Raw genomic sequence first — 23779 nt, 5'->3', positions numbered from 1 at the left:
TCAGCGCTTCTTGTTCTCGAAGAGCGAATCTGCCGCCGAAGACCTGGCTTCGGATTTGGCGTGCTTTTCGGCCCGCTTTTCCTTCAAAGATTTTCCGGATTTCTTTGACATGGCTTGCCGCGGGGACTTGTCAGACATGGTCGACCCTTCATCATGGGTCCTGAATGGTCCCAACAAGGTTCAGCCTACGCCTTGGTCGGTGTAACCTCGAAGTTATTGGGAACCCAGCCGATCCGGGATGTTTCAGCCGAGATGGCTGATCTCGACGAGCAACCGCTCACGCCGACGCGCCGGTACCAATCGGCCGTCTGGATTGTCTGTGAACCCGATGCCCACTTTCGAATCCATGCTCGGGCCGACGCCGCGTCGGTGGGCCTCCGGCACAATCCGCTTCGGATTGCTGAGTAGCTTTCCTCCTACCCCGTGCGGGCTCGCGACCTTCGCCTCCGCACTGACAACGGCGCTGAGTGGACGTGGCGCCGAGGTCGCGATCGTGCGAATCGCCGATGGCGCAGAGTCGTCGGAGCCGCGGGTGATCGGGGAGTTGGTCAACGGATCGTCGCTGTCGGCCGCCGGCTGCGCCGAGTCGCTCAACAGTTGTGAAGTCGCGGTGATCCAGCACCAGTACGGACTCTACGGTGGTGCCGACGGCGACGAGCTGCTGACGATTCTCCGGGGTTTGCGGGTCCCTGCGATGGCGATCGCGCATACCGTATTGGAAAGCCCTGAGCCACAACAAAAGTGGGTTCTAGAACAGGTGGTGGCCCTGACCGACCGGGTCGTTGTGATGACGGAGGTGGCCCGCGAACGGCTGTGCCGTGATTACGGCGCGGACCGCCGCAAGGTGGTCGTGATCCCGCACGGCGCGGTGCTGCCTTCTCAGCCACGGCTGAAGCGAGCCAGCCGGCCGGTCATCCTGTCGTTCGGGTTACTGGGCCCGGGGAAGGGCATCGAACATGTCATCGGTGTGATGCCGTCACTGCTCAACGTCCCTGGCCGTCCCCGGTACGTGGTCGCTGGGCAGACGCATCCGAAAGTCCTGGTGCGCGAGGGTGAATCGTATCGAGAAAGCCTCGTCGAACAGGTCCGCGCCGGCGGTCTCACCGACTCGGTGACTTTCGACGGCCGCTACCTGGACAGAACGTCGCTGTCAGCACTGATTCAAGGTGCCGCGGTGATCGTGTTGCCCTACGATTCGACCGATCAGGTGACGTCGGGTGTTCTCGTGGATGCGGTCGCCAGCGGCAGACCTGTGGTTGCGACCGCATTCCCGCATGCGGTCGAGCTCTTGCGTGACGGTGCAGGCATCCTGGTCCCGCACGGTGACCCGGAAGCGCTGACCGCTGCGCTTCGCCGGGTTCTGACGCAGCCGCGGCTCGCGGGGACGATGGCTTCGGCGGCGCGCGAACTGGCTGTGGCGATGGCATGGCCGGTGGTCGCCGACGGGTACATCCAGTTGGCCGCTGGACTGCTGGCGGAACGGCGCATGGGGCGATGACCGTCGCGGGCGTCGTTCTCGCCGATGAGGTTCACCGGCCGGCGTCAGAGACCTCGTGGGGTGGCGTGTGACGGCGGTGCTGGAACGACAGAATGTCCTCGTTGAGCACGACGCCGTCACGGATCTCGATCGCGCGGCGCAGGGTCGGGGTGACGTCCCAGGTGGCTGGGCCCTCGAGCAGTGGTACCAGGTGGGGGAGCAACGCCTCGCTGATCTCCCAGGTCGCTGAATCCCACAGATACGACGGGCTGTGGTCAACCGCGTAGTACAGCGGGCCGTGCGGCAACTCGACGATCGGGTGGGCGAACGAGGTGGGGGTGGCCCAGGAGAAACCCATCCCCACGTCGCACGAGACGTCGATGATCAGGCTGCGCGGCGCGAACGCGGTCAGATCGTCTTCGGTCACGAAGGTCAGCGGCGCGTTCGGGTCCTGGAGGACACAGTTGACGACGATGTCCTTGTCGGAGAGGAACACGGCGACCGGGATGCGCCCGTCGGGCGTGTCCGCCCAGGTTCGGTCCGGCGCATCCGGATCGCGCCCCATCTGTGAGATCTGAGTGGAGTGGATCGGTGATCCGACTGCCGCGGCGTCGCGGTTGGTGAGCACGTGCACGTCGTCGACACCGAGGGCGTTGAGTGCGGTCACCGCACCGCGCGCAGTCGAGCCGAAGCCCAGGACCGCGGCGCTCAGCCGGCGTCCGTAGCTGCCGGTGACGCCGGTCAGCTGGGTGGCGTGAAGGACCGAGCAGTACCCGGCGAGCTCGTTGTTCTTGTGGAACACGTGCAGGCTGAACCCGCCGTCGGGACGCCAGTGGTTCATCGCCTCGAACGCGATCAAAGTCAGTTTGCGGTCGATGGCCACCTGCGTCAGGTCGGTGTCCTGCACACAGTGCGGCCACCCCCAGATGATCTGTCCTGTCCGACATTCCGCGAGATCTTCGGCCTGGACCTTCGGGAGCAGGATGACATCGCAGTCGGCGATCAGTTCCTGCCGGGTGCGGATGCCACCCACGTGGGCCGACAGGGCCTCATCGGTCGCTCCGAAGCGCGAGCCATAGCCGTGCTCGAGGAAGACCTGCGGGGCCACGGCACGATCGATCCGGCTCAGGTGCGCCGGGTGGATCGGCAACCGGCGTTCGCCGGGTTTGCGGGACTCAGCGAGCAGGCCGATCGAAAGACGTTGATCTTCAGCATGTTCAGTGGTGGACGAGCCATCGTCATCGGACATCGTCGGCACCTAACCTCGGGACCTGTGGATGGTCCCGACCGGACCAGCCTACCTCCCGGCGCCGTTTTTCCGGATCCGTTGACGCGCGGGTTGAGCCTCACTAGGCTGTGGGGTGCCGATACGCTGGCTCTGCCCGTCGAGGCCTTGCCGGTGGTCCGCATCTGTTGGGTTCGACGCACAGCCCTGACGCTCCACTCATTGACACCGATTGGCGGGAATCGTTTGGCCATCGCCGATCTCGCGGCCTACACGCATCTGAGCAGAGAGGACATCGACGCACTCGGACGGGAACTCGACCAAGTTCGCCGGGATATCGAGGGGTCGCTCGGTGAACGCGATGCGGCCTACATCCGGCGCACCATCGCGTTCCAGCGGGTACTCGAGGTGGTCGCCCGTGGGGTGATCGCCTGTAGTCGGTCCCGCGCCGCGGTGGTGGCGGGGACGGCGGCTCTGGCGTTCGCCAAGAGCGTGGAGAACATGGAGATCGGGCACAATGTGTCCCACGGTCAGTGGGACTGGATGAACGATCCCGAGATCCACTCCGCGACGTGGGAGTGGGACATGGTGGCGGTCTCCTCGCAGTGGAGGTACTCGCACAATTACCGCCATCACGTCCTGACGAACGTCGTGGGGGTCGACGACGACCTCGGGTTCGGCATCATGCGGATGACCCGCGACGAACCCTGGCAGCCCGTCCACCTGCTTCAGCCGCTCCGAAACATTCTCCTGGCACTGATTTTCGAATGGGGAATAGCGCTGCACGGCATCCACTCCGAACGCGACCGGCTCCTGCCGGACACCGTCCGGCTGGCCGAGCAGAGAGCTGAGCTGGGCAGGAAGATCGTCCGGCAGGTGACCAAGGACTACGTGCTGATGCCGGCGCTGAGCGGAAAGCGATGGCGCAGAACGTTACTGGCCAATGCAAGCGCCAACCTCGGCAGGAATCTGTGGGCGTACGTCGTGATCTTCTGCGGGCATTTCCCGGACGGGGCCGAGAAGTTCACCCCGGATGTCATCGAACGGGACGGTCGCGGTGATTGGTACCTGCACCAGATCCTGAGTGCGGCGAACTTCACCGCGGGCCGGTTCCTGGCGTTCGCCAGCGGCAACCTGTGCTACCAGATCGAGCATCACCTGTTCCCTGATCTGCCGAGCAATCGCTACGCCCAGATCGCGGTCCGGGTGCAGGAGATCTGCGCCCGGTACGGGCTGCCGTACACCACCGGATCGCTTGCACGCCAGTACTTTCAGACGCTGCGCACTATTCACAAGCTCGCCCTGCCCGACCGGTTTCTGACTGCAACCAGTGACGACGCCCCGGAGACGGCTTCGGAGAAGAAATTTCACGATGCCCCCTCGGCAGCACCTTATCCACCCGCTTCGGGGCGAAACAGCGTACGTTGAAGGTATCGGGCAACTCGATTTCGAGTGAACAGGCCCGACTTCAAAAGGATTTCATGATGGCTTCGCCACAAACATTCCGATCTCCCTACGAGAAGCGCGTCGCGCTGGTGCAGAACGCCATCAAGGACAACTCGAAACTCGGTGACAAAGCCGCGGGGGAGTTGGCGGTACGCGTGTTGCACGTGCTCGACTCGATACCCGAGAAGGTGCGCTGAGCAGTCCGGTTCGCAGAACCACTCGGCGTGGAGGTGAGCGGCGGTGACGGTCATAGTGAAACTGCCTGACGGCAGAGTCGACGAATACCTGCGATTCGGCGACGCCTACGTCAAGCACGACGACGGGGCGCTCGACGTCGTCCGAGTAGGCGCCAGGGCCGCGCGCAGCTACGCGGCCGGCGCCTGGGCAGAGGTCGACGGCGACGAAAAGCGCTGGCAGAAACGGCGTTTTCGGCGCTGATCGGGCGCTGCGCGCCCTCTGCGCTCGCGCTTCTCGGCACCGACCTGCACGCCGCCATCGACGACCCCGACAACGGCGCCTGGGCAGAACTCGACGCGCTGTCGCAGGCCGAGGTCAGCCTGGACTCGGCCGCGACAGGTTTCTGGCGGCTGATCCGGTCGGCAAGCTCAGGCGCCGGCGACCAGTCCCGCTACCCTGGTCATCCGCGTCGAAATCCACCATCGTGTCATATGACGGTGCTCGCTCAGCAGACCAGCGAGTGCGCATGCGCGCGGCGCAGCTTCCCCGACGGGGTCTTCGGGATCGTGCCGGGTTTGAGCACCACCACGCTGCGCGGGCGCATGTCCACTTCGGCGAACACCTCATGCGCGACCTGGTGTTCGACCCGGCGCACCTGCGCCTGGTCTTGGAAGTCCTTGCATTCCACGGCGACTGCAAAAGTCTCCCGTGATCGTCCGGCGTCGAGGCGCACCGCGACGGCGCATCCGGGCCGCACCCCTGCGACACGGGCCGCGGCGCGCTCGATGTCGGCGGGGTAGATGTTGCGGCCGGCCATGATGATGACGTCCTTGAGGCGCCCGCACACCACCACGTCGCCGGCCTCGGTCAGGTAACCGAGGTCGCCGGTGTCGTACCAGCCCCGCTCATCCTGTGCGGCAATGAATCCGGCGGCGGTGATGTATCCGGCGGTGACCGATGCCCCGCGCACCTCGATGACGCCGACGCCCCGGGGGTGTAGCACGCAGCCGTATTCGTCGACCACGCGCAGCTCCAGTCCGGCCAAGGGCCGGCCCAGGGTGACCAGGCGGCGGGTGTGCCCTTTCGTCGCGGGGACCGCACGGTGCAGGACGGCGAGCAGGTCGGCGTCCACCTCGTCGACGACCATGCCGCCGCCGCATTCGGAGAACGACACAGCGACCGTCGTCTCGGCCATCCCGTAGGCGGGGATCACCGCCTCGGGTTTGAGGCCGAACGGGGCACCTGCCGCGCACAGATCCGCGACGTCGTCCGGGTCGACCTGCTCGGCGCCGGAGAGCGCCCACCGCAGCGAGGACAGGTCGAATTCTCCCGGGGTGGCCTGTCGGCGCAGCCGCCGGGCGAGCAGGTTGTAGGCGAAGTTGGGCGCGGCGGTCATGGTGCCGCGGTACTTGTCGATCAGCCTGGGCCACAACAGAATATCGTTCAAGAAGTCCATTGGAGTGATCTTGACCAGCTCGGCGCCGAAGTACATCGGCACAGTCAGATAGCCGGTCATGCCCATATCGTGGAAACACGGCAGCCAGCTGACGATCACGTCGGTGTCGACGTCGAAGTCGCATCCCTCGGTCATCGCGACGGCGTTGGCGACGATGTTGGCGTGGGAGATCTGGACCGCCTTGGGGGATCCAGTGGAGCCACTGGTCAACTGCATCAGCGCGATGTCGTCGTCGTGGGTGTCAACGGGATCGATCGGCTCGGTGGTCAGCAGGTCGGCGATGCTCAGCACGCCGATGCCGAGCTCGGCCAGTACCGGCGCGGCGGCCATGAACGGATCGGAGATGATCACGGCGGTGGCCGAGATCATCTCGATGACGGCGGTGGTCTCTTCGGCCCAGCGCACCAGGTTGGTACGTGGTGTGGGCTGATGCAGCATGGTCACGCTGGCACCTCGCATCCACACGCCCTGTGCGGCCGGAGCGATCTCGACCGGGGCGCCGGCCAGCATCGCGACCGCGTCACCGGGGCCGACACCGGCGGCGGCCAGCCCGCCGGCGATCCGGCGGGCGCGCTGGTGGACCTCCTCCCAGGAATGGCGGACCGGTGCGTGGGGCTCGCCGGTGTTGATGCCCTTCGTACTGCGGTGGGCATTGGCGTACATGGTTTCGGTGAACTGGCTCATCGGCAGCCCTTCATGACAGTGGTGCGCACAGGTACGTGCTCTGATGTCGTGGCCCGCCTCGGGTGCGGTGCCGCCGGGGCCCGCGGGGAGAGTGCAGAGATGTCCGCCGTCGCCGTGAACCCCGAGTGTGTCGCAAACCGTGAATGGCGGCTGACGTCGAGGTTTGGTTCGGCGGGACCGGGTCGCCGCCGCGACGTTTCCGTGGGGCTGGAAATCAACCCAGTCCGAACCGTAGCGCGAATCAAGCCTGAAGTGGGGGATTAGTGCATCGAAGTCGGCAAACGGGCTCGTGGTAGGGCGAGGTGTAGGCTGGCGGAAGCTGGCAATCCCAGCAGTTCGGTTGAGTGCACTTACCGCGTCGTGGTGTTCTCCCCGAGTCTCCACACACGCCGGCCACGCCGGTGGCAACAGTCCGGTCGGGACTATCTTGAATGCTCCGTCAGTCGATCATGTGGTCGCACCCTTTGGAATGCAGGGCTTTTCCTATGTGCCGAGTGTCGGCATCCTCAGCACCTACGTGCCGACGGTATGCGGCCTTGCGACGTTCAGCGCCGCGCTTGCCGATGGGTTGACGGCCAAGGGCGTCGACGTCAGCATCGTGCGCATCGCCGACGGGACGGCCTCTGCGGCCGGCGGTGTGGTGGGAGAGCTGGTCAACGGCTCGGCGTCCTCGGTCGCCGCGGCATCGGAATGGCTCAACCTCAGCGATGTCGCCGTCATCCAGCACGAGTACGGCATCTACGGCGGCACCGACGGCGACGAGGTCGTCGAGATCATGGGTGCCCTGCGTGTGCCATCGATCGTCGTGCTGCACACAGTGCTCAAAGATCCTGCATCGCACCAACGTTCGGTCCTCGAGGCCGTGGTCGCCCGGGCGGGGCGCGCGGTCGTGATGTCGGCGTCGGCGCGGACCCTGTTGTGCGCGGGTTACGGCATCGACCCGTCGAAGGTGACCGTCATCCCGCACGGCGCGGCGCTACCGGCGGATATCGTGCCGGCACCGCCCGGACGGCCGACCATCCTGACCTGGGGTCTACTCGGCCCCGGCAAGGGCGTCGAACGCGTCATCGACGCGATGGCCGCGCTGGCCGATCTTCCCGGGCCGCCGCGCTACCTGATCGCCGGCCGTACCCACCCGAAGGTGCTCGCCACCGAGGGGGAAGCCTATCGGAACGGCCTCATCGCCCACGCCCAGCGGCTCGGTGTCGCCGATTCGGTGAGCTTCGACCCGGCCTACCGCACCCCGCAGGAGCTGACCGCGCTGTTGCGCGGCGCGGCGGTGGTGGTCCTGCCGTACGACTCCAGGGACCAGGTCACCTCGGGTGTGCTGATCGACTCCGTCGCCAACGGGCGACCGGTCATCGCGACCGCCTTCCCCCATGCGGTGGAGGTGCTCGGCAGCGGAGCGGGCACCGTCGTCGGCCACGACGACCCACGGGCGCTGGTCGAGGCGCTGCGGCAACTACTGACCGACCCACGCACTGCCGACGCCATGGCCTCTGCGGCAAGCCATCTGGCGCCCGCGACGGCCTGGCCGGTGGTCGCCGACGCGTACGTCGAGCTGGCCCGGCATCTCGTCGCGGAGCGGCTGGCCGCACCGTGATCGGGGCGGTACCGCAACCGGTGTTCAGCCACCTGCTGCGCCTGACGGACCATCGCGCCACCTTCGAGCACGCGCTGCTCGCCGAACCTCGTCGCGACCACGGGTACTGCACCGACGATATGGCCAGGGTGCTGGTGGTCACCGCGCGCGAACCCGAGCCGACCGCCGAGGTGAAACGGCTTGCCACCAACGCGCTTTCCTTCCTGGGTCGCGCCCAGTGGGCCGACGGCACCTGTCACAACAGGATGAGCGCAGGCGGCCACTGGACGGACGCGCCGAGCACCGACGACCACTGGGGGCGTGCGATCTGGGGATTGGGCACCGCCGCCGCGCACAGCCCCGTCGAGATGGTTCGCCGGCTCGCGGCGATCCAGTTCGAACGCGCCGCCGTGGCCCGCTCACCGCACCGGCGCGCGATGGCGTTCGCCGCGATCGGCGCCGCCGAGCTGCTCGGCGCAGACCAGCAGAACGTCGCCGCGCTCAAGCTGCTGGCCGACTACTCCCGTTCGGTGCCTCGGGCGCCTCAGCACCCCGAATGGCCGTGGCCCGAACCGCGCCTCACCTATGGGAACGCGACCCTGGCTGAGGCGATGATCGCCGCCGGGGTGGCGCTGCACCATGCTCCGCTGCGGCAGCGCGGCCTGGATGCGCTGCGATGGCTGCTGGGGGTCGAGACGTCCAACGGTCATCTCTCGCCCACCCCCGTCGCGGGACGCGGACCGGAAGACAGCGCGCCCGGATTCGACCAGCAACCGATCGAGGTCGCCAGCCTGGCCGAGGCATGTGCACGCGCGGCAGCCACCGACTCCAGCTCGATCTGGCCCGGGGGCGTCATGGCCGCGGTGGCCTGGTTCCAGGGCGACAACGACCTCGGTTTGCCGATGTGGGATCCGCGCAGCGGCGCCGGCTTCGACGGTCTGCACGCCGACCGGGTGAATCTCAACCAGGGCGCGGAGTCCACCCTCGCCGTGCTCGCCACCATGCAACACGCACGCACCTTGGCGCCGGTCGCCCGATGACGGTCACCGGAGAGCAGCTGGCGACGCGCAGCCGGCAGCGGATGTCGGCCGACCCGCGCCGCGTGGTCACCCGGCTGTTCGTGCCCGGCCAGGAGGGTTTCGAACCCCAGGACTCCCGCGCAGGCAGCGTGTTGTCGAGAATCCTGGCCCTGACCGACGACGAGGTGCGCACGACGTTGCGCGACGTGCTGACACGCTTCGACGGGCGCCACCGCGATCTGGCCGGGACGTTTCGCAGACATGCCGACGAACTTGCCGACCGGCTCGACCCGAAGCACGGACTCGACGAAGCACGGTTGCTTCTGCTGGGCGCGACGTTCACCAACGAGTACGCGATCGAGGGTGCGGCGCTGTGCAATCCGAGCGTCGTCGCGCATCCGGACCAGAGCGACGTCGCCGAAGGCGGCCTGCGGTTCGTGATGAGCGTGCGTGGGATCGGCGAGGGCCACCGCTCCACGATCGGATTCCGCACCGGCATCGTCGACGCGCGGGGGCACGCCACGATCGACCAACCGCCTCCGTTCGCATCCACCGGCCGGGTCGAGCCCACCTTGCTCGACGCCGCCGTCTTTCGCGTCGCGCTCCGCGAACGAGGCCGCGACGGTGAAGCCGCCGACTACGTCTTCGCCGGCCTCGGTGAACTGTTCACCAGATCCGATCTCGACGAGCGGCTCGACAGGCTGCACGCCAACCTGACCATGTGGGGACATGCCGAGGAGACCATCGCACTGATCCGCGGCATCGCCGACCGCTGCTATGCCGTCGAATTCTCCTCCGGTGTAGCGCTTTCCGAACGGGTGCTGTGGCCGGCGATGGAAGCTGAGCACGCCGGAATGGAGGATGCCCGCTTCGTACGGTTCGTCGACGACGACGGTTCGGTGAGTTACCACGCCACCTACACCGCCTACAGCGGCTCGCACATCAGCCAGCAGTTGCTCACCACCACGGACTTCCAGACGTTCACCTCGGCCCCGCTCGTCGGGCGTGCCGCCGCGAACAAGGGCCTCGGTTTGTTCCCCCGCCGGATCGGCGGCAGATACGCCGCGATGTCGAGGTCGGATCGCGAGACCAACACCGTCGCGTTCGCCGATCACCTGTCGGTGTGGACGACCTCGTCGCGATGCCAACAGCCGGCCGAGGTGTGGGAGACGCTGCAACTCGGAAACTGCGGACCCCCAATGGAAACCGATGAGGGATGGCTGGTGCTGACCCACGGTGTCGGGCCGATGCGCACATACAGCATCGGGGCGATCCTGCTCGACCTCGACGATCCGACCCGGGTGATCGGTCGTCTCCGGCGGCCGCTGCTGGTCCCGGCGCCCGACGAGCGCGACGGCTACGTTCCGAACGTGGTGTACTCGTGTGGTGGCCTCATCCACGCCGGTACCGTGGTGATCCCGGTCGGGATCTGCGACAGCGCCATCGGTGTGGCCACCGTGCCGCTGATGAGGCTGATGGCCGAGTTGCGGCCCTAGGGTCCGTACGGTCTCCCGCCGTTTGGTCGGCCCGGTCTCGGGTATGCTGGAGGAACCCGTCGGCGTGATAACGCTTGTCGCTACGCCACCGCCGACCGGTTTCTCATCCCTTTCGGTTTCAGGGTCTGTAACGGCGCCCTTCAGCTGGATCGACGCTAGGACCCGCCATGGCCATCACCGATATCGCCCGATACACGCATCTGAGCCCCGAAGACATCGAAAGTCTCGGGCGCGAGCTCGATTCGATCCGAGCCGACATCGAGGAGTCCCTGGGGTCCCGCGATGCGGCCTACATCCGACGCACCATCTCGTTCCAACGGACACTCGACGTGGCGGCGCGGCTCATCATCGCGACCACCCGTTCGACGGCGGGTTGGATGCTGGGGACCGCCGCGCTCGGGTTCGCCAAGAGCGTGGAGAACATGGAGATCGGCCACAACGTCTCGCACGGGCAGTGGGATTGGATGAACGACCCGGAGATCCACTCCAGCACCTGGGAGTGGGACATGGTCGCGGTCTCGTCGCAGTGGAAGAAGTCGCACAACTACCGACATCACGTGTTCAGCAACGTGCTCGGCGAGGATGACGACCTCGGTTTCGGCGTGATGAGGGTGACCACCGACCAGCCGTGGCGACGCGGCTACCTGCTGCAGCCGCTGCAGAACCTGTTGCTGGCGTTGACGTTCGAGTGGGGCATTGCACTGCACGGGGTCGACCTGGGCCGTCCCCGGGCGGAGAAACTGGCTCAGCTCAAACTCTTGGGCGGCAAGATCGCCCGCCAGGGTGTCAAGGACTACGTGCTGTGGCCGGCGCTGAGTTTCAAGCGTTGGCGCCGCACAATGAAGGCCAACGCCGTCGCCAACCTGCTGCGCAACCTTTGGTCCTACGTGGTGATCTTCTGCGGTCATTTCCCGGACGGCACCCAGAAGTTCGCCGCCGACGTACTCGAGACCGAGACCAGAGCCGAATGGTATCTGCGACAGATGCTCGGTGCGGCGAACTTCAAGGCCGGCAAGGTGCTCGGCTTCGCCAGCGGCAACCTGTGTTACCAGATCGAGCATCACCTGTTCCCGGACCTGCCGAGCAACCGTCTCGCCGAGATTTCCCGCCGGGTCCGTCCGCTGTGTGAGAAGTACGGCCTGCCTTACCTGACCGGGTCGCTGGCCCACCAGTACGGGTCGACGCTGCGGATCATCCACCGGTTGGCGTTGCCGGACGCGCCCTGAGCGCGTCGAACCTGGGCTGACGGTGGTGATCGACGCGTGATTCACGACCGTGAGCCGAGTCTCGGCGGGTACCAGGGCGCGCGGTTTGAGACCGTCGTCACAGCGGGTAAGCCCGCCGCATGGAACGCCTCAGTGGCCTCGACGCGGGTCTGTTGTACAGCGAATCCTCCACGGTGCCGCTGCAGGTGTGTTCGATCACCGAGCTGGACACCTCGACCGTGCCGGGCGGCTACACCTTCGAGAAGTTCCGCGACCACCTCGCGTCGCGGATCCCGGCCATCCCGGAGTTCCGCACCAAGCTCGAGGACCCCGACCTGAACATCGACCATCCGGTGTGGGTGGAGGACAAGGATTTCCAGCTCTCCCGGCACCTGAACAGGGTCGCCCTGCCGGAGCCGGGCGGGCGCGAGGAGCTGGCGCAACTGTGCGGGCGGCTCGTCGCGACCCCGCTGGAGCGCAGCAAGCCGCTGTGGGAGATGTGGGTGATCGAGGGGGTGGGTGGCAGCGCCGCCCACGACGAACACCGGGTGGCGGTGCTGATGAAGGTGCACCACGCCGTCGTCGACGGGGTGTCGGCGGCCAACCTGCTGGCCCAGTTACTCGACACCGAACCCGATGCGCCACCGCCCGACCCGGTGCAGGCGCCGCAGGGGGCGAGCGCTTGGGAGATCGCCGCCGACGGCCTCTGGCGGTTCGTGACCAGGCCGTGGCAGCTGACCCGGGTGGTGCCGGTGACGGCGTCGCTGATCACCAACACCGTGACCCGCGCGCTGTCGGGGACGGCGATGGCCGCGCCGTTCTCGGCGCCGTCGACGCCGTTCAACGCGCCGCTGACCTCCGAGCGCATGGTGGCGTTCGCGCAGCTGAGCCTCGACGACGTGAAGAAGATCAAGAATCAGGCCGAGGTGAAGGTCAACGACGTGGTGATGGCGCTGTGCGCCGGCGCGTTGCGCGGCTATCTCGAAGACCGCGGTGAGCTGCCCGGCAAACCCCTGATCGCGGTCGTCCCGGCGTCGGTGCACGGCAAGTCCGACCGGCCGGGACGCAACCAGCTCTCGGGCATGTTCTGCAGCCTGCACACCGATATCGAGGATCCGCTGGAGCGGCTGCACGCGATCGGCGAATCGAACCTGCTCGCCAAGGAGCACAGCGGTTCGCTGGGCCCGACGATGCTGGTCGACCTGGCGCAATCGATCTCGCGTGACATGTTCGGCTGGCTGCTGCGGGTGATGTCGCACACCTCGCTGAGCCGCGCGGTCATCCACAACGTGATCATCTCCAACGTCGCCGGCCCGACGACGACGCTCTACAGCGGCGGCGCCCAGGTCACTGCCCTGTATCCGTTCGGGCCGATCTTCCCCGGTTCCGGGTTGAACATCACGGTGATGTCGATGGGCGACAAGCTCAACGTCGGCATCATCTCGTGCCCGCAGCTCGTCGAGGACCTGTGGGATCTGGCCGACCGGTTCGACGCCGAGCTGACCGACCTGCTGGCACGCTGCTGATTCCCGGAGGCGGTTAAGAGTCCGCGCGAAGCGGGAAGCCTAGACGTCGGCTGCTGGTCGTCGACGGAAGGATGGCATGTGAGCACCCCGCAGGGTGGCGCTCGATTGGGCACGCGATTCGGGCCGTACGAGTTGCACTCCGTGATCGGGGTCGGGGGAATGGGCGAGGTGTACCGCGCCTACGACACCGCGCGTGAGCGCATGGTCGCGATCAAACTGCTGCGCCCGGAGATGGCCGCCGACCGCAGCTTCCAGGACCGGTTCCGCCGCGAATCCCGCGTCGCGGCGCGACTGCAGGAACCCCACGTGATCCCCGTGCACAACTTCGGGGAGATCGACGGTCAGCTTTACATCGACATGCGCCTCGTCGACGGCGCCAGCCTCAAAGAGGTGCTGCGCAACGACGGCCCGCTGCCGCCGGCCCGCGCGGTCGCGATCCTGCGCCAGGTCGCCGCGGCGCTGGACGACGCGCACGCCAACGGCCTGGTGCATCGCGACATCAAACCGGAGAACGTGCTGCTGACCCACGACGACTTCGCCTACCTGGTCGACTTCGGGATCGCGCACGGCGGCGGGGAGGCATCGGTGACGTCGACGGGCCTGGTCGTCGGGTCCAGCGCGTACATGGCGCCGGAACGATTCTCCGGGGAACGCGGCGGCCCCGCCTCGGACATCTACTCGCTGGCGTGCCTGCTGTACGAGTCGATGACGGGCCGCGCCCCGTTCGAGGCCGCCGACGTGCGGCAGGTGTGGAGCGCGCACATGTTCGCCCCGCCGCCGCGGCCGAGCATCATGCGCCGCGGTATCAGCCGCGCGTTCGACGACGTGATCGCCCGCGGCATGGCCAAGGATCCCGCCGAGCGCTACGCCACCGCCGGGGAGCTGAGTCGCGCCGCCGCCGCGGCTCTCGCGGCTGTCGACGCCGCACCCGCACCGGAGCCCGCCGCGACCCCGCCGGCGACCCGACAGTTCACCCAGGCCCAGCCGACCCCGACCCCGGCGCCGATGCCGCCGCCACCCGCACCGCCGGCGCGGCGGTTCACCCGCGGACAGCTCGCGCTGATCGGCGCGATCGTGGTGCTGTTCACCGCCGCCGTGATCCTCGCGCTGGTGCTGGTGTTCAGCGGCGGCAAGGAGCCGGCCCCGCCGCGCATCGCGGCGCCCCCGCAGTCCTCGACAGAGACGTCGGAGTCGCCGGAGTCGCCGAACAGGTCGGCGGTCGACGGGGTGTCGGGCACCGACGCGCAGGGCTTCGTCGGGCACACCGCGCGATGCGACTCCGGGGACACGCCCGCGGCGCTGATCCGCACGTCGCTGTCGCTGGCGATCATCTGTGAGGCCGGCGACGGCGACTACTACTACCGCGGGGAGCGGCTGCGTGACGGCGCCAACCGCGAGATCCAGGGCGCCACCCGCTCCGGCGACGGATTCACCGTCACCGGATCCGACGGGGCCCGCTACGACGTGCAACCCAACCAGCTGACGATCTCCAGCGGCGGCAGCGTCGACTCGGCCGAACCCGCCCTGGAGTGGGGCTCGGCCGACTGATCAGGGCGGGGGCGGCGGCAATGGCGGCGGTGGCGGTGGGGGCGGCGGAGGCGCCCCCGGCAGGAAGATCGGCGGCAGCCCCGGAATCTCGATCACGTTGGGCGGCGGCGGCAGCGCCCCGGGCGGCGGAGGCGGGGGCGCTTCCGGCGGCGGTGGCGGCCGGTAGACCACCGGCGGGATGCCGTTGCTGGTCAGGATCGTCACGATGGAGCCGGGAATCGTCTTCCCGCGCGGCGACGTGCCGACCACGGTGCCCTTCGCGGAGTCGCTGTTGACCGACGTCGGATCGGGCGGGACCTGAAACCCGAGCTCTGTCAACTTGTTCCGCGCGGCGTCGAGTTTGAGCCCGGTGACGTCGGGCACCTCGCTGCCGGGGCCGCCGTCGACGTAGCGGGGTTCGGTGGGCGGCAGCGCGACCGGCCCGAAGTTCTCGGCGATCGGTTTCATGGCCCGGTACCAGGTCAGTGCCGGTTCGGTGCCGCCGTAGAGGTCGCCGTCGCCGCATTTACGCAGCGGATAGGAGCACAGCCCCGACGGTGACGACGAGTCGTCGAAGATGTAGTTCGCGGCGGCGTAGCGGTTGGTGAATCCGAGGAACGCCGACGAGCGGTGCGATTCGGTGGTGCCGGTCTTGCCCGACATCGGCAGCGTCCAGCCGACCGAACCCGCTGCGCCGGTGGCGGTTCCGTTGATGTGGTCCTTGCCGAGCGCGTTGGCCATCGCGTTGGCCAGTCCTTCGGGGACCACCTGCTCGCACGGTGGCGTCTGCAGCGGGACTTCCTTACCGTGCCGGTCGAAGACCTTGTCGATCGGGTTGGGCGGGCACCACATGCCGCCGGAGGCCAGGGTGGCCCCGACGTTGGTCAGCTCGAGCGCGTTGAGTTCGAACGGCCCGAGGGTGAAGGAGCCGATGTTCTGCCGTTTGATGAAATCGGCGAGGCTCTCGTTGCTGTCTGGGTCGTAGACGCGGGCGGTGCCGGGTTCGGCGTAGGACCGCAGCCCGAGCCGCACCGCCATGTCCACCGCGCGGGGAACCCCGATCTGGGAGATCAGTTTGGCGAAGGCGGTGTTCGGCGACTTCGCCAGCGCGTCGGTGACGCTGAGCCGGCCGCCGAAGTTCGAGACGTTCTTCACGCACCATGTCTTGGCCGGGCATCCCGGTTCGGCGCTGTCCCCGAGGCCGGTGGCCTGGAACGACTGCGGAACGTCGAGCTGCGCGCTGATGCCCAGCCCCATCTCCAGCGCCGCGGCGGTGGTGAAGATCTTGAAGATCGATCCGGCGCCGTCGCCGACGAGCGAAAACGGTTGCGGCTGCACGGTTTCACCGGCACTCAGGTCGAGCCCGTAATTGCGGCTGTCGGCCATCGCCACCACCCGGTGGGCGTCGCGGCCGGGCAGCACCACGCTCATCACGCTGGCCACCCCGGCGTCGTCGGGGTCGGCGTACTGGTTCACCGCGGCTTTGACGCCGGCCTGGATGTCGGGGGCCAGTGTGGTGCGGATCAGGTAGCCGTTGCGGGCCACATCGCGGGCGCTCAGGCCCGCGCGGGCCAGGAACCGCATCGCGTACTCGCAGAAGAAGCCGCGATCGCCGGCGGCGATGCAGCCCTGCGGCAACGGATCCGGGCGCGGCAGCACCCCGAGCGGGAGGGCCTTCGCGGCGCGCAGCGCGTCGGCGCGGTCGGGCAGGTTCGCGATCAACGTGTCGAGCACCAGGTTGCGCCGCGACAGCGCCCCGTCGGGGTTCGTGTACGGGTCGAGCAGGCTGGTGGAGCGCACGATCCCGGCCAGCAGTGCGGCCTGCCCCCAGTCCAGGTCGACGGCATCGATACCGAAGTAGGTGCGCGCGGCGTCCTGAACCCCGAATGCACCGTTGCCGAACGACACCAGGTTCAGGTAGCGGGTCAGGATCTCGGTCTTGGAGAGCATCTTGTCCATGGCCAGGGCCGCCCGGATCTCGCGCAGTTTGCGGGCCGGGGTGACCTCGACGGCGGCGCGCCGCTCGGCGTCGGTCTCGGCGCGCACCAGCAGGTTGAAGTTCTTCACGTACTGCTGTTCCAGCGTGGACCCGCCGCGCACGCCCTTGTCGCCGCGCACGTAGCCCGCCAGCCCGGTCAGGGTGCCCTGCCAGTCGACGCCGTTGTGCTCGGCGAACCGTTTGTCCTCGATCGCGATGATCGCCAGCTTCATGGTGTCGGCGATGCGTTCGGCGGGCACCTCCCACCGGCGCTGTTCGTAGAGCCACGCGATCGGGTTTCCGGCGGCGTCGACCATCGTGGACACCGCAGGCACCTCGCCCCCGAGCAGGTCGGCGGACTCGTCGGTGGCGGAGTTGGAGACGCGCAGCACCGCGGTGCCCGCGCCGCCGACGAGGGGGAATGCCAGCGCGGCGACGAGCAGGCCCGCGATCAAGCAGCAGCCGGCAAGTTTGGCGGCGGCGATGGCCCGTGCCCGACGGCGGTCGCGCATGGCGCCAGCGTAGAAGGGCTCGGGGGGCGTGGTGAGTGCTTCGAGAAACTGATCTTGTTCTGCGCCAACCTGCTTCCCGTCGCGGATCGGGGCGCGGTAGCCTGCTCCACGTCGCGAGCGCGGCGCGGGGGAATCTGTGGATTGTGCGCATGCCAGACGGGGCGCGTCGCGGGCCTCAGGTGGCCGCCGTGCAGCGCTCACCGGAAAGGACGATATGACGACGAACACCGCAGCCCCGGCTCCGAGGTCCAGCCCGGCCGAGACCCGGCGTGCGATCTGGAACACACTGCGCGGGTCCTCGGGCAACCTCGTCGAGTGGTACGACGTCTACGTCTACACCGTGTTCGCAACGTATTTCGAGGGCCAGTTCTTCGCCGAGGAGAACAAGAACTCGACGGTGTACGTGTACGCGATCTTCGCGATCACGTTCGTGATGCGTCCGGTCGGGTCATGGTTCTTCGGCCGGTTCGCCGACCGGCGGGGCCGCCGCGCCGCGCTGACGGTCAGCGTGTCGTTGATGGCGCTGTGTTCGGCGGTGATCGCGCTGGTGCCGTCGCAGGCCTCGATCGGTGTGGCCGCGCCTGTGATCTTGATTCTGGCGCGGCTGGTGCAGGGCTTCGCGACCGGCGGGGAGTACGGCACGTCGGCGACGTACATGTCGGAGGCGGCGACGCGGGAGCGGCGCGGGTTCTTCTCGTCGTTCCAGTACGTGACGCTGGTCGGCGGACACGTGCTCGCGCAGTTCACGCTGCTGATCCTGCAGGTGTTCCTCGACGACGACCAGATGCGCGACTTCGGTTGGCGCATAGCGTTTGCCATCGGCGGGGTGGCCGCGGTGGTGGTGTTCTGGCTGCGCCGCACGATGGACGAATCACTGTCCGAAGAGGTGATCGAGGCGGCCCGGTCCGGGGCGGATCCGGGTGCGGGGTCGATGCGCACGCTGCTGACCGACTACTGGCGGCCGCTGCTGATGTGCTTCCTGATCACGATGGGCGGCACCGTCGCGTTCTACACCTACAGCGTCAACGCGCCGGCGATCGTGAAGACCGCGTTCAAGGACGACGGGATGACGGCGACCTGGATCAACCTGATCGGGCTGATCTTCCTGATGCTGCTGCAGCCGATCGGCGGGCTGATCAGCGACAAGATCGGCCGCAAACCGATGCTGGTGTTCTTCGGGGTCGGCGCGCTGTTCTACACCTACATCCTGATCACGTTCCTGCCCGAAAGCAGCTCTGCTTTCTTGTCGTTCGCGTTGGTGGCGGGCGGCTACATCATCCTGACCGGATACACGTCGATCAACGCACTGGTGAAGTCGGAGCTGTTCCCGGCGCACGTGCGCGCGCTCGGCGTCGGGATCGGCTACGCGCTGGCGAACTCGATCTTCGGTGGGACCGCGCCGCTGATCTACCAGTGGGCCAAGGAGCACGGCCATGTGCCGTGGTTCATCGGGTACGTGACGGTGTGCGTCGCGGTGTCGCTGGTGGTGTACGTGTTCTTCCTGAAGAACAAGAGTGAGACGTACCTGGACCGCGAGCGGGGGTCGGCGTTCACGGTGGCGGTGCGGGACTGAGGTTCGGGCTCGGCGCGGCGGGGCGTCGAGGCGTCGAGATTGAGCTGAGGGTCGTGCCCAGGCGTGGATTCACGGCCGTGGGCGCAATCTGGGTGGTCTAGGTGTAGCGGTACGAGTCCGGAAGGTCTGACAGTTTCTGCGGCAGGTCCGGCTGAGGCTGCCCGAACCACCAGATGGCAGCCGGATCGGCGGCGCCGCCTGGCGATGTGTTCGGCTGATTCTCGTCGAAGTCGATCAGCAGGTAGTACAGCGCGGCCTCGTCGGTGTCCTGCCACGGTCCGGGATCGACGATGGACTCGGTGGTGTCGCGCGCCAGTCCCCAGGCGCGGGGTGACGGCGGGGCGGAATAGACGATGCGGATCGACGAGCCGTCGGTCCAGGCGTGTGAGACGAGGTACGGCCCGTGCCCCTTCCGGTTGTGAGCGTCGATGCGCGCCAACAGCTTGCCCAGCACCTCTACCGCGACGTCGTCCCGGTGTTCGGTCACCCGTTCATTCTGGCCCACCGCGGGAGCTCTGCGGTCCTCGATTCCGGTGGCTGCGGCGGTGGTTTCACCAAACTCGCAGGTGGGTAGGCCTCGCGGGTGCTGCGGGTGGACACGGGGATGGTGTGGTGACGTTCAAAGGTGCGGTGAACGCTGCCACCGGGAGCCGCACCATCGAGTGGATCGCCCGGGCCGGCTACCCGGTCAACGGGCTGCTGCACCTGCTGATCGCGTACATCATCGTGCGGATCGCGTCGGGATTCAGCGGGGAGGCCGACCAGACCGGGGCGCTGGCGACGCTGGCCGGGCAGCCGGGTGGGCAGGTGTCGCTGTGGATCGTCGCGTTCGGCATGTTCGCGCTGGCGATGTGGCGGATCGCCGAGACGATCGTGGGCCTGCATCCGGGCGAGCACAGTTACGCGCACCTGCGGGAGTCGCCATTGGTGAATCGGCTCAAGGCGTTTGGGCTGGCGCTGCTGTACCTGGCGCTGTCGTTCGCCGCGGCGCAGTTCGCGCTCGGGGTCGGGCGGCAGGGCAGCGAACGGGCCGAAGGCCTCAGCGCGCGGCTGATGCAGACCGGTCAGGGGAAAGCGGTGCTGGTCGCCGTCGGCGTCGGGATCGCGGCGTTCGGCGCGTACTTCGTCTACAAGGGGGCATCGCGCAAGTTCCTCAACGACCTCACCGTGCCGGGCGGGCTGCTGATCACCGTGCTCGGGGTCTGCGGCCATGTCGCCGAGGGCATTGTGTTGTTCGCGGCCGGCGCGTCGGTGATCGGGGCGTCGTTCCTGAGTGACCCGTCGCGGGCGACCGGCCTGGATGCCGCGGTGCGGGCGCTGGGGGAGACGCAGCACGGTCCGGCGCTGCTGATGATCGCTGCGGCGGGGTTTGCGGCGTATGGGTTGTACAGCTTTGCGTTGACGCGGTATTCGCGGATGTAGGGGCGGCTATCGAGTCGATGTAGGCGTACTGGTGCTCAGTTATCAAGTTCGAAGTACGGCAGGGAACCGCGGACGCGTACCCGTCCGCAATCCCCTTCCACGACGATCCAATCCCCGTCCACGTCAACAGCGTCGATATTTCCGAGGTCTTCCTCACCCGTCGCATCGGTGTAATGACGTTCTGAGTTGGAAAGCCATTCGATCTTTTCAACCTCGCGGAAGCTGAGGGTCGCCATGGCGTAGCAATACTGGTCACCGGGGAGTGGCGGGTGATAAGCAGGGCTCTCAGGCGTCAACACTGCGTCGAGCTGTCTTCGAGGTAGACACCGGAGAGAGTGGGAAGCTTTGTGTAGTCGATCATCTGTGCAGTGGGGCGAAGGTCGTGCTGGTGCGGGACAATGCGTCTCGAATCATGGTCTAGCGGAAACTATGACTCGGGCCGTGCAGTCCACGTGGCCAACTTGCCGCCAGGGGTGCTTACGACCAGTGCACCATCTGGTCCCGAAACGTTCCATGCCTCATATGCCTCGTCTGGCGGCACCCTAAGTAGGGTGCCGTCGCTGAACCGAATGCGGAGTGTTCCGGACTCGTCGGCGGTGGCCTCTTCCACCGTCCGTCCGACCAGCAGGCGGATTGGCTCAAAGTCCTCGTCGGCATCCTCTTCGGGCGACAAGGACACATATCTTCCCTCGAAATCAAGGTTGAACGGGGACTCGATCACGATGAAATAGACGTCTGACAGCTGCAGACGCAGCGTGTAGTCGATAAGTACCGACTGCAGGCGTTTTCCTTTTAATCCCAGGTCCATCACGGCCAGCCTTTCGGGATCGGGTATGTGCCGTCGGGACCTCGGGGGAGGTGGGTTTCAGCCCGTGTCCCAGGCTTTCCATCGATATTTATTGGCTGATTGTGCCCATTGGTGAACTTCACATAGCCGTTGGGGTATCGAGGATCGGCCCCAGGCTCCATTACTCGCACTGAATTGCTATTTCCTAACGATCCCGGCTGCTGATAGACGGTGCCCATGCCGTTGTCAGCGGGCCGTGCCGTCCAGCCCGCAGGCACACCCGGGGGAGAGGGGGGAGGTGTCGGTACGGGGGGCTTCTCCTCGGACTTGCTCTTGCGTCCCAGGTTCTTGATGCGCTGAAGCTTGGTTCGCACGCCGGCGATGTCGTGGGCACTTTTGACACCCTTGCTGAAGTTTCTTGAGATCTTCCAAGCGCCAATGGCTTCGGCGATGATGCGGGCGAACTTGGTGACCGAATGCGCGGCCTTAGCCGTCGCGGCGACCGCCCCGGCACCGAACGAGACAAACGAGGCCGCGATGCCGATGGCTGCCGTCGCGGCCAGCTCGACCGCGAGGTCCTCCAGAATCCCTTCAAGAGTGGTCCGCAGATCCGCGAGCGCGGTTCGGTACTCCTGGCACGATTGGGCCAGTTCGGCGCAACCGTCCAGCACTGCTGACGTGGCGTCTCGCAGTTCCTCCAGGTCGCGCACGATGTATTCGATCTCCGGCGACCGTGTGTCCCGAAACGCGCGCGCGTCCACTCCCAGGCCCTCGGCGACGGTCGTTGTCTGGTACACCGCGGCGAGGCGGTCCCACGCGTCCGCAGCCGTGGACACCTTGTCGGTGTCACCGTCCGGGACGGGAACACCGACCTGCTGCATCAAACCGACATTGTCGAGCAGGCCGGAACCGGGCCCCCCGGCAGAGGGTGGCGCGGTCAAAATGCCGGCCGAGCTCACGGGCTCAGGCGGCTTCACTGGGGCGGGACCGTTGTTGCCCGGTGTGGCGTTGTGCTCGGCCAGCGCGTGGTTGTGCCCGGCCTGGATGACGACGCCACCGTAATTTTCCATCGCACGCGTGAGATCGTTAACTGCAGCGAGGATTTCGCTTACGCGCTGGTCGTACGAGGCTGCCCATGCGGTACCGGTGTCGTCGGTTCCTGCCATCGCCGCGGTTTCGCCGAGGATCGCGATGTTGACGTTGAAGGCGTCGTAGAGCTTGCCGGCCTTCTCGAACAAACCCTGCCCGACCGCGTAGAACGTCTGCGGGTCGACCTCTTGAACCGTCATCGCAGCATGTCGAGATTCAGCTGCGCGGCGCCGGTGTAGTTCAGGTGCGCCCGGTTGGCTGTGGCACGGAGCTCGGCCAGCGCTTCCCGCATCTGGGTGGCTGCTGCCATCCATTCGTTATGACGTGAGCGGTGTGCGGCCGCTGCGGCGCCTGACCATGTGTGGTGAAGGTCGGCGACCTGGCCGTCTACGCGGGTCAGGACGGTTTCCGCGTGCTGTTCGAACGCCTGGAGGCGGTCGACAAACGCTAGCAACTCCCCGAGTTCGACGCTGTAGCGCATCAGAGCTCCAGATTGACTGCGGCAGAATCGATCGATTCGGCCACCCCACCGTCTCGGTCTACGTACTCGGCTGCGGCAGCGGCGACCTTGCTGGACAGGTCTTCGAGGGTGCCCACAAGGGAATTCGCCCCCTCAAGCCATTCCTCCCACAGCGGTGTGTACGCGGCCGATGCCGCGCCCGACCAACTGCGCGACAGGTTGTCCCAATCGCGCTGCAGCCCGGCGAGTTGCTCGTGCAATTCCACGGCTTCGTTGATCACTGACCGCGACGTGCTGAACGCGACGTCGGGGTCCACCTTCAGGTGGCTCATGACTTCCTCGAATCGGCATTCGGTCGAATCGAGTCTATGAGCGGTGCGACAGGGGTCGAGTCACTTATTTCACCCCTCAGCCGTCGCGGCCGTCTCATTCACCCGCCAACGCCTGTGCTCCAGGCGTGACGATGACAATCCCGAATCCGGCGTGGCGAACCAAGGTAATACCGACCTCCGCAGCCCTTGTGCTCCGGGTCGCAGCGCTCTAGGAATCTCTCACCGCCAAGCGGGGCCATTCATGGGGAAATAGCAGGCCGGCGACCTGGATGCGGCGTTTATCGCGGCGGCATCGTCGGGGGTGATGTTGTTGTGCGCCCCGATCGCCGACGCCAGGCCATCCGCCGCGGAGTGGCACTCGGCGGCGCGGACCCGGAACCCCAAGCCGATGGCGAAGACCAGCGACGACACGGCCGCCGAGGAAGCGACGGAGGTGGAGCAGGACAAGCATCGGAGACTGTGGAAGGGACAACCGGCTGTGGATGAGGACGACCCTGAGGACGATCTGCGATCCGATGCGCGAGCGGGCGAATCTGATCAGCGACCTGGGGCTGTAGCCGCAGCGCTGCACTGGCACCCACTGCCTGAGCCAGGCGCTCCGCTTGGTCTCACCAGGCAGGACCTGGCGCCATGCACCGCTCCACGGTCCAGTTGGGAATCATGCCGGTGAAAATACACACCGCGGGAGTGTCGTGTACTCGGCGGCTCGACGGTCGGCGAGTACGCCTATCGCAGGCGCGATGGGTTGCGTTGAGTTGGCGCTCGACGGCGATCCGGGCAGGCCGACTCAGATGTCACCTATCCGT

General features: G+C 67.1%; 22 protein-coding genes. 12 read left to right on the top strand and 10 right to left on the bottom strand.

Translation table 11 applies throughout. The annotated features are described in order from the left end of the window. A complete protein-coding gene (locus tag NTM_RS28490; RefSeq protein ID WP_165761606.1) occupies positions 1–138 on the bottom strand; it encodes a hypothetical protein in 138 nt (45 codons plus the stop codon). Between the two features lie 190 nt (positions 139–328). Here NTM_RS28490 and NTM_RS02585 point away from each other — a divergent pair, with 190 nt between their 5' ends. Next, positions 329–1498, top strand: a complete 1170-nt coding sequence (locus NTM_RS02585; RefSeq protein ID WP_179964025.1) for a glycosyltransferase — start codon at positions 329–331, stop codon at positions 1496–1498. 31 nt (positions 1499–1529) lie between these two features. On the opposite strand, the gene NTM_RS02580 is transcribed toward NTM_RS02585, so the two are convergent. Further along, positions 1530–2726 (bottom strand): N(5)-(carboxyethyl)ornithine synthase, encoded by a 1197-nt coding sequence (locus tag NTM_RS02580; RefSeq protein WP_163765366.1) that lies wholly within the window; start codon positions 2724–2726, stop codon positions 1530–1532. 222 nt (positions 2727–2948) lie between these two features. On the opposite strand from NTM_RS02580, the gene NTM_RS02575 reads away from it, so the two are divergent. The 3 genes from NTM_RS02575 to NTM_RS02565 are packed head-to-tail and all read left to right on the top strand — an operon-like array spanning position 2949 to position 4586. Continuing rightward, the gene (locus NTM_RS02575) at positions 2949–4130 is read left to right on the top strand and encodes a fatty acid desaturase family protein (RefSeq protein WP_163769351.1); all 1182 of its coding nucleotides are present in this window, start codon (positions 2949–2951) and stop codon (positions 4128–4130) included. Between the two features lie 56 nt (positions 4131–4186). Further along, complete coding sequence (locus tag NTM_RS02570) at positions 4187–4345, top strand: DUF6307 family protein (RefSeq protein WP_163764954.1); 159 nt, start codon at positions 4187–4189, stop codon at positions 4343–4345. A gap of 43 nt (positions 4346–4388) precedes the next feature. Continuing rightward, positions 4389–4586 (top strand): hypothetical protein, encoded by a 198-nt coding sequence (locus tag NTM_RS02565; protein WP_163765365.1) that lies wholly within the window; start codon positions 4389–4391, stop codon positions 4584–4586. A gap of 244 nt (positions 4587–4830) precedes the next feature. Here NTM_RS02565 and NTM_RS02560 read toward each other — a convergent pair whose 3' ends face one another. After that, on the bottom strand, positions 4831–6465 hold the full coding sequence (locus tag NTM_RS02560; RefSeq protein ID WP_163765364.1) for a fatty acyl-AMP ligase: 1635 nt from the start codon (positions 6463–6465) through the stop codon (positions 4831–4833). Positions 6466–6934: 469 nt separating this feature from the next. On the opposite strand from NTM_RS02560, the gene NTM_RS02555 reads away from it, so the two are divergent. The 6 genes from NTM_RS02555 (at position 6935) to NTM_RS02530 (ending at position 14841) form a co-directional block, all read left to right on the top strand. Beyond that, positions 6935–8068: a glycosyltransferase gene (locus NTM_RS02555; protein ID WP_104861981.1), complete on the top strand. Its 1134-nt coding sequence runs from the start codon at positions 6935–6937 to the stop codon at positions 8066–8068. Continuing rightward, entirely contained in the window at positions 8065–9087 is a 1023-nt protein-coding gene (locus tag NTM_RS02550) for a glycosyltransferase (RefSeq protein WP_083144696.1), read from the top strand. Before NTM_RS02555 ends, NTM_RS02550 begins: the two co-directional genes overlap by 4 nt. Beyond that, positions 9084–10562: a glycoside hydrolase family 130 protein gene (locus NTM_RS02545; protein WP_163765363.1), complete on the top strand. Its 1479-nt coding sequence runs from the start codon at positions 9084–9086 to the stop codon at positions 10560–10562. Before NTM_RS02550 ends, NTM_RS02545 begins: the two co-directional genes overlap by 4 nt. Positions 10563–10729: 167 nt before the next feature. Then, positions 10730–11788: a fatty acid desaturase family protein gene (locus tag NTM_RS02540; protein ID WP_163765362.1), complete on the top strand. Its 1059-nt coding sequence runs from the start codon at positions 10730–10732 to the stop codon at positions 11786–11788. A 119-nt stretch (positions 11789–11907) separates the two neighbouring features. After that, positions 11908–13293: a WS/DGAT/MGAT family O-acyltransferase gene (locus NTM_RS02535; protein WP_163765361.1), complete on the top strand. Its 1386-nt coding sequence runs from the start codon at positions 11908–11910 to the stop codon at positions 13291–13293. A gap of 78 nt (positions 13294–13371) precedes the next feature. After that, positions 13372–14841, top strand: coding sequence for a serine/threonine-protein kinase (locus tag NTM_RS02530; RefSeq protein ID WP_163765360.1), 1470 nt, complete (start codon positions 13372–13374; stop codon positions 14839–14841). On the opposite strand, the gene ponA2 is transcribed toward NTM_RS02530, so the two are convergent. Further along, positions 14842–17310, bottom strand: coding sequence for a transglycosylase/D,D-transpeptidase PonA2 (ponA2, locus tag NTM_RS02525; RefSeq protein WP_163765359.1), 2469 nt, complete (start codon positions 17308–17310; stop codon positions 14842–14844). A gap of 214 nt (positions 17311–17524) precedes the next feature. Between ponA2 and NTM_RS02520 the strand changes: the two genes are divergently transcribed. Beyond that, complete coding sequence (locus NTM_RS02520; protein ID WP_163765358.1) at positions 17525–18883, top strand: MFS transporter; 1359 nt, start codon at positions 17525–17527, stop codon at positions 18881–18883. Between the two features lie 97 nt (positions 18884–18980). Here NTM_RS02520 and NTM_RS02515 read toward each other — a convergent pair whose 3' ends face one another. Continuing rightward, on the bottom strand, positions 18981–19370 hold the full coding sequence (locus NTM_RS02515) for a hypothetical protein (protein WP_232079602.1): 390 nt from the start codon (positions 19368–19370) through the stop codon (positions 18981–18983). A 125-nt stretch (positions 19371–19495) separates the two neighbouring features. On the opposite strand from NTM_RS02515, the gene NTM_RS02510 reads away from it, so the two are divergent. Beyond that, positions 19496–20305 (top strand): DUF1206 domain-containing protein, encoded by an 810-nt coding sequence (locus tag NTM_RS02510; protein WP_104862197.1) that lies wholly within the window; start codon positions 19496–19498, stop codon positions 20303–20305. Between the two features lie 35 nt (positions 20306–20340). Here the strand turns inward: NTM_RS02510 and NTM_RS28765 are convergent, their stop codons facing one another. From NTM_RS28765 to NTM_RS02485, 5 genes are all read right to left on the bottom strand, one after another. Next, positions 20341–20541, bottom strand: a complete 201-nt coding sequence (locus tag NTM_RS28765; protein ID WP_232079601.1) for a hypothetical protein — start codon at positions 20539–20541, stop codon at positions 20341–20343. Positions 20542–20732: 191 nt separating this feature from the next. Continuing rightward, positions 20733–21113 carry a DUF6188 family protein gene (locus NTM_RS02500; RefSeq protein ID WP_163765356.1) on the bottom strand — a complete coding sequence of 127 codons (381 nt, stop codon included), beginning with the start codon at positions 21111–21113 and terminating at the stop codon, positions 20733–20735. Then, entirely contained in the window at positions 21113–22381 is a 1269-nt protein-coding gene (locus NTM_RS02495; RefSeq protein ID WP_163765355.1) for a WXG100-like domain-containing protein, read from the bottom strand. The genes NTM_RS02500 and NTM_RS02495 overlap by 1 nt, the downstream gene beginning before the upstream one ends. Beyond that, a complete protein-coding gene (locus NTM_RS02490) occupies positions 22378–22662 on the bottom strand; it encodes a WXG100 family type VII secretion target (RefSeq protein ID WP_163765354.1) in 285 nt (94 codons plus the stop codon). The genes NTM_RS02495 and NTM_RS02490 overlap by 4 nt, the downstream gene beginning before the upstream one ends. Beyond that, positions 22662–22973 (bottom strand): WXG100 family type VII secretion target, encoded by a 312-nt coding sequence (locus NTM_RS02485; protein WP_163765353.1) that lies wholly within the window; start codon positions 22971–22973, stop codon positions 22662–22664. Before NTM_RS02485 ends, NTM_RS02490 begins: the two co-directional genes overlap by 1 nt. Positions 22974–23779: the final 806 nt, after the last annotated feature.

Source organism: Mycolicibacterium parafortuitum, assembly GCF_010725485.1.
Lineage (GTDB): Bacteria > Actinomycetota > Actinomycetes > Mycobacteriales > Mycobacteriaceae > Mycobacterium.
This window is presented reverse-complemented; position numbering and strand designations above follow the sequence as displayed.

Coding starts and splice junctions, on each gene's coding strand:
- NTM_RS02545 (WP_163765363.1), top strand. CDS start 9,084: ATGACGGTCACCGGAGAGCAGCTGGCGACGCGCAGCCGGCAGCGGATG.
- NTM_RS02585 (WP_179964025.1), top strand. CDS start 329: ATGCCCACTTTCGAATCCATGCTCGGGCCGACGCCGCGTCGGTGGGCC.
- NTM_RS02555 (WP_104861981.1), top strand. CDS start 6,935: ATGCAGGGCTTTTCCTATGTGCCGAGTGTCGGCATCCTCAGCACCTAC.
- NTM_RS02535 (WP_163765361.1), top strand. CDS start 11,908: ATGGAACGCCTCAGTGGCCTCGACGCGGGTCTGTTGTACAGCGAATCC.
- NTM_RS28490 (WP_165761606.1), bottom strand. CDS start 138: ATGTCTGACAAGTCCCCGCGGCAAGCCATGTCAAAGAAATCCGGAAAA.
- NTM_RS02495 (WP_163765355.1), bottom strand. CDS start 22,381: ATGACGGTTCAAGAGGTCGACCCGCAGACGTTCTACGCGGTCGGGCAG.
- NTM_RS02540 (WP_163765362.1), top strand. CDS start 10,730: ATGGCCATCACCGATATCGCCCGATACACGCATCTGAGCCCCGAAGAC.
- NTM_RS02520 (WP_163765358.1), top strand. CDS start 17,525: ATGACGACGAACACCGCAGCCCCGGCTCCGAGGTCCAGCCCGGCCGAG.
- NTM_RS02485 (WP_163765353.1), bottom strand. CDS start 22,973: ATGAGCCACCTGAAGGTGGACCCCGACGTCGCGTTCAGCACGTCGCGG.
- NTM_RS02570 (WP_163764954.1), top strand. CDS start 4,187: ATGGCTTCGCCACAAACATTCCGATCTCCCTACGAGAAGCGCGTCGCG.
- NTM_RS02580 (WP_163765366.1), bottom strand. CDS start 2,726: ATGTCCGATGACGATGGCTCGTCCACCACTGAACATGCTGAAGATCAA.
- ponA2 (WP_163765359.1), bottom strand. CDS start 17,310: ATGCGCGACCGCCGTCGGGCACGGGCCATCGCCGCCGCCAAACTTGCC.
- NTM_RS02560 (WP_163765364.1), bottom strand. CDS start 6,465: ATGAGCCAGTTCACCGAAACCATGTACGCCAATGCCCACCGCAGTACG.
- NTM_RS02500 (WP_163765356.1), bottom strand. CDS start 21,113: ATGGACCTGGGATTAAAAGGAAAACGCCTGCAGTCGGTACTTATCGAC.
- NTM_RS02490 (WP_163765354.1), bottom strand. CDS start 22,662: ATGCGCTACAGCGTCGAACTCGGGGAGTTGCTAGCGTTTGTCGACCGC.
- NTM_RS28765 (WP_232079601.1), bottom strand. CDS start 20,541: ATGGCGACCCTCAGCTTCCGCGAGGTTGAAAAGATCGAATGGCTTTCC.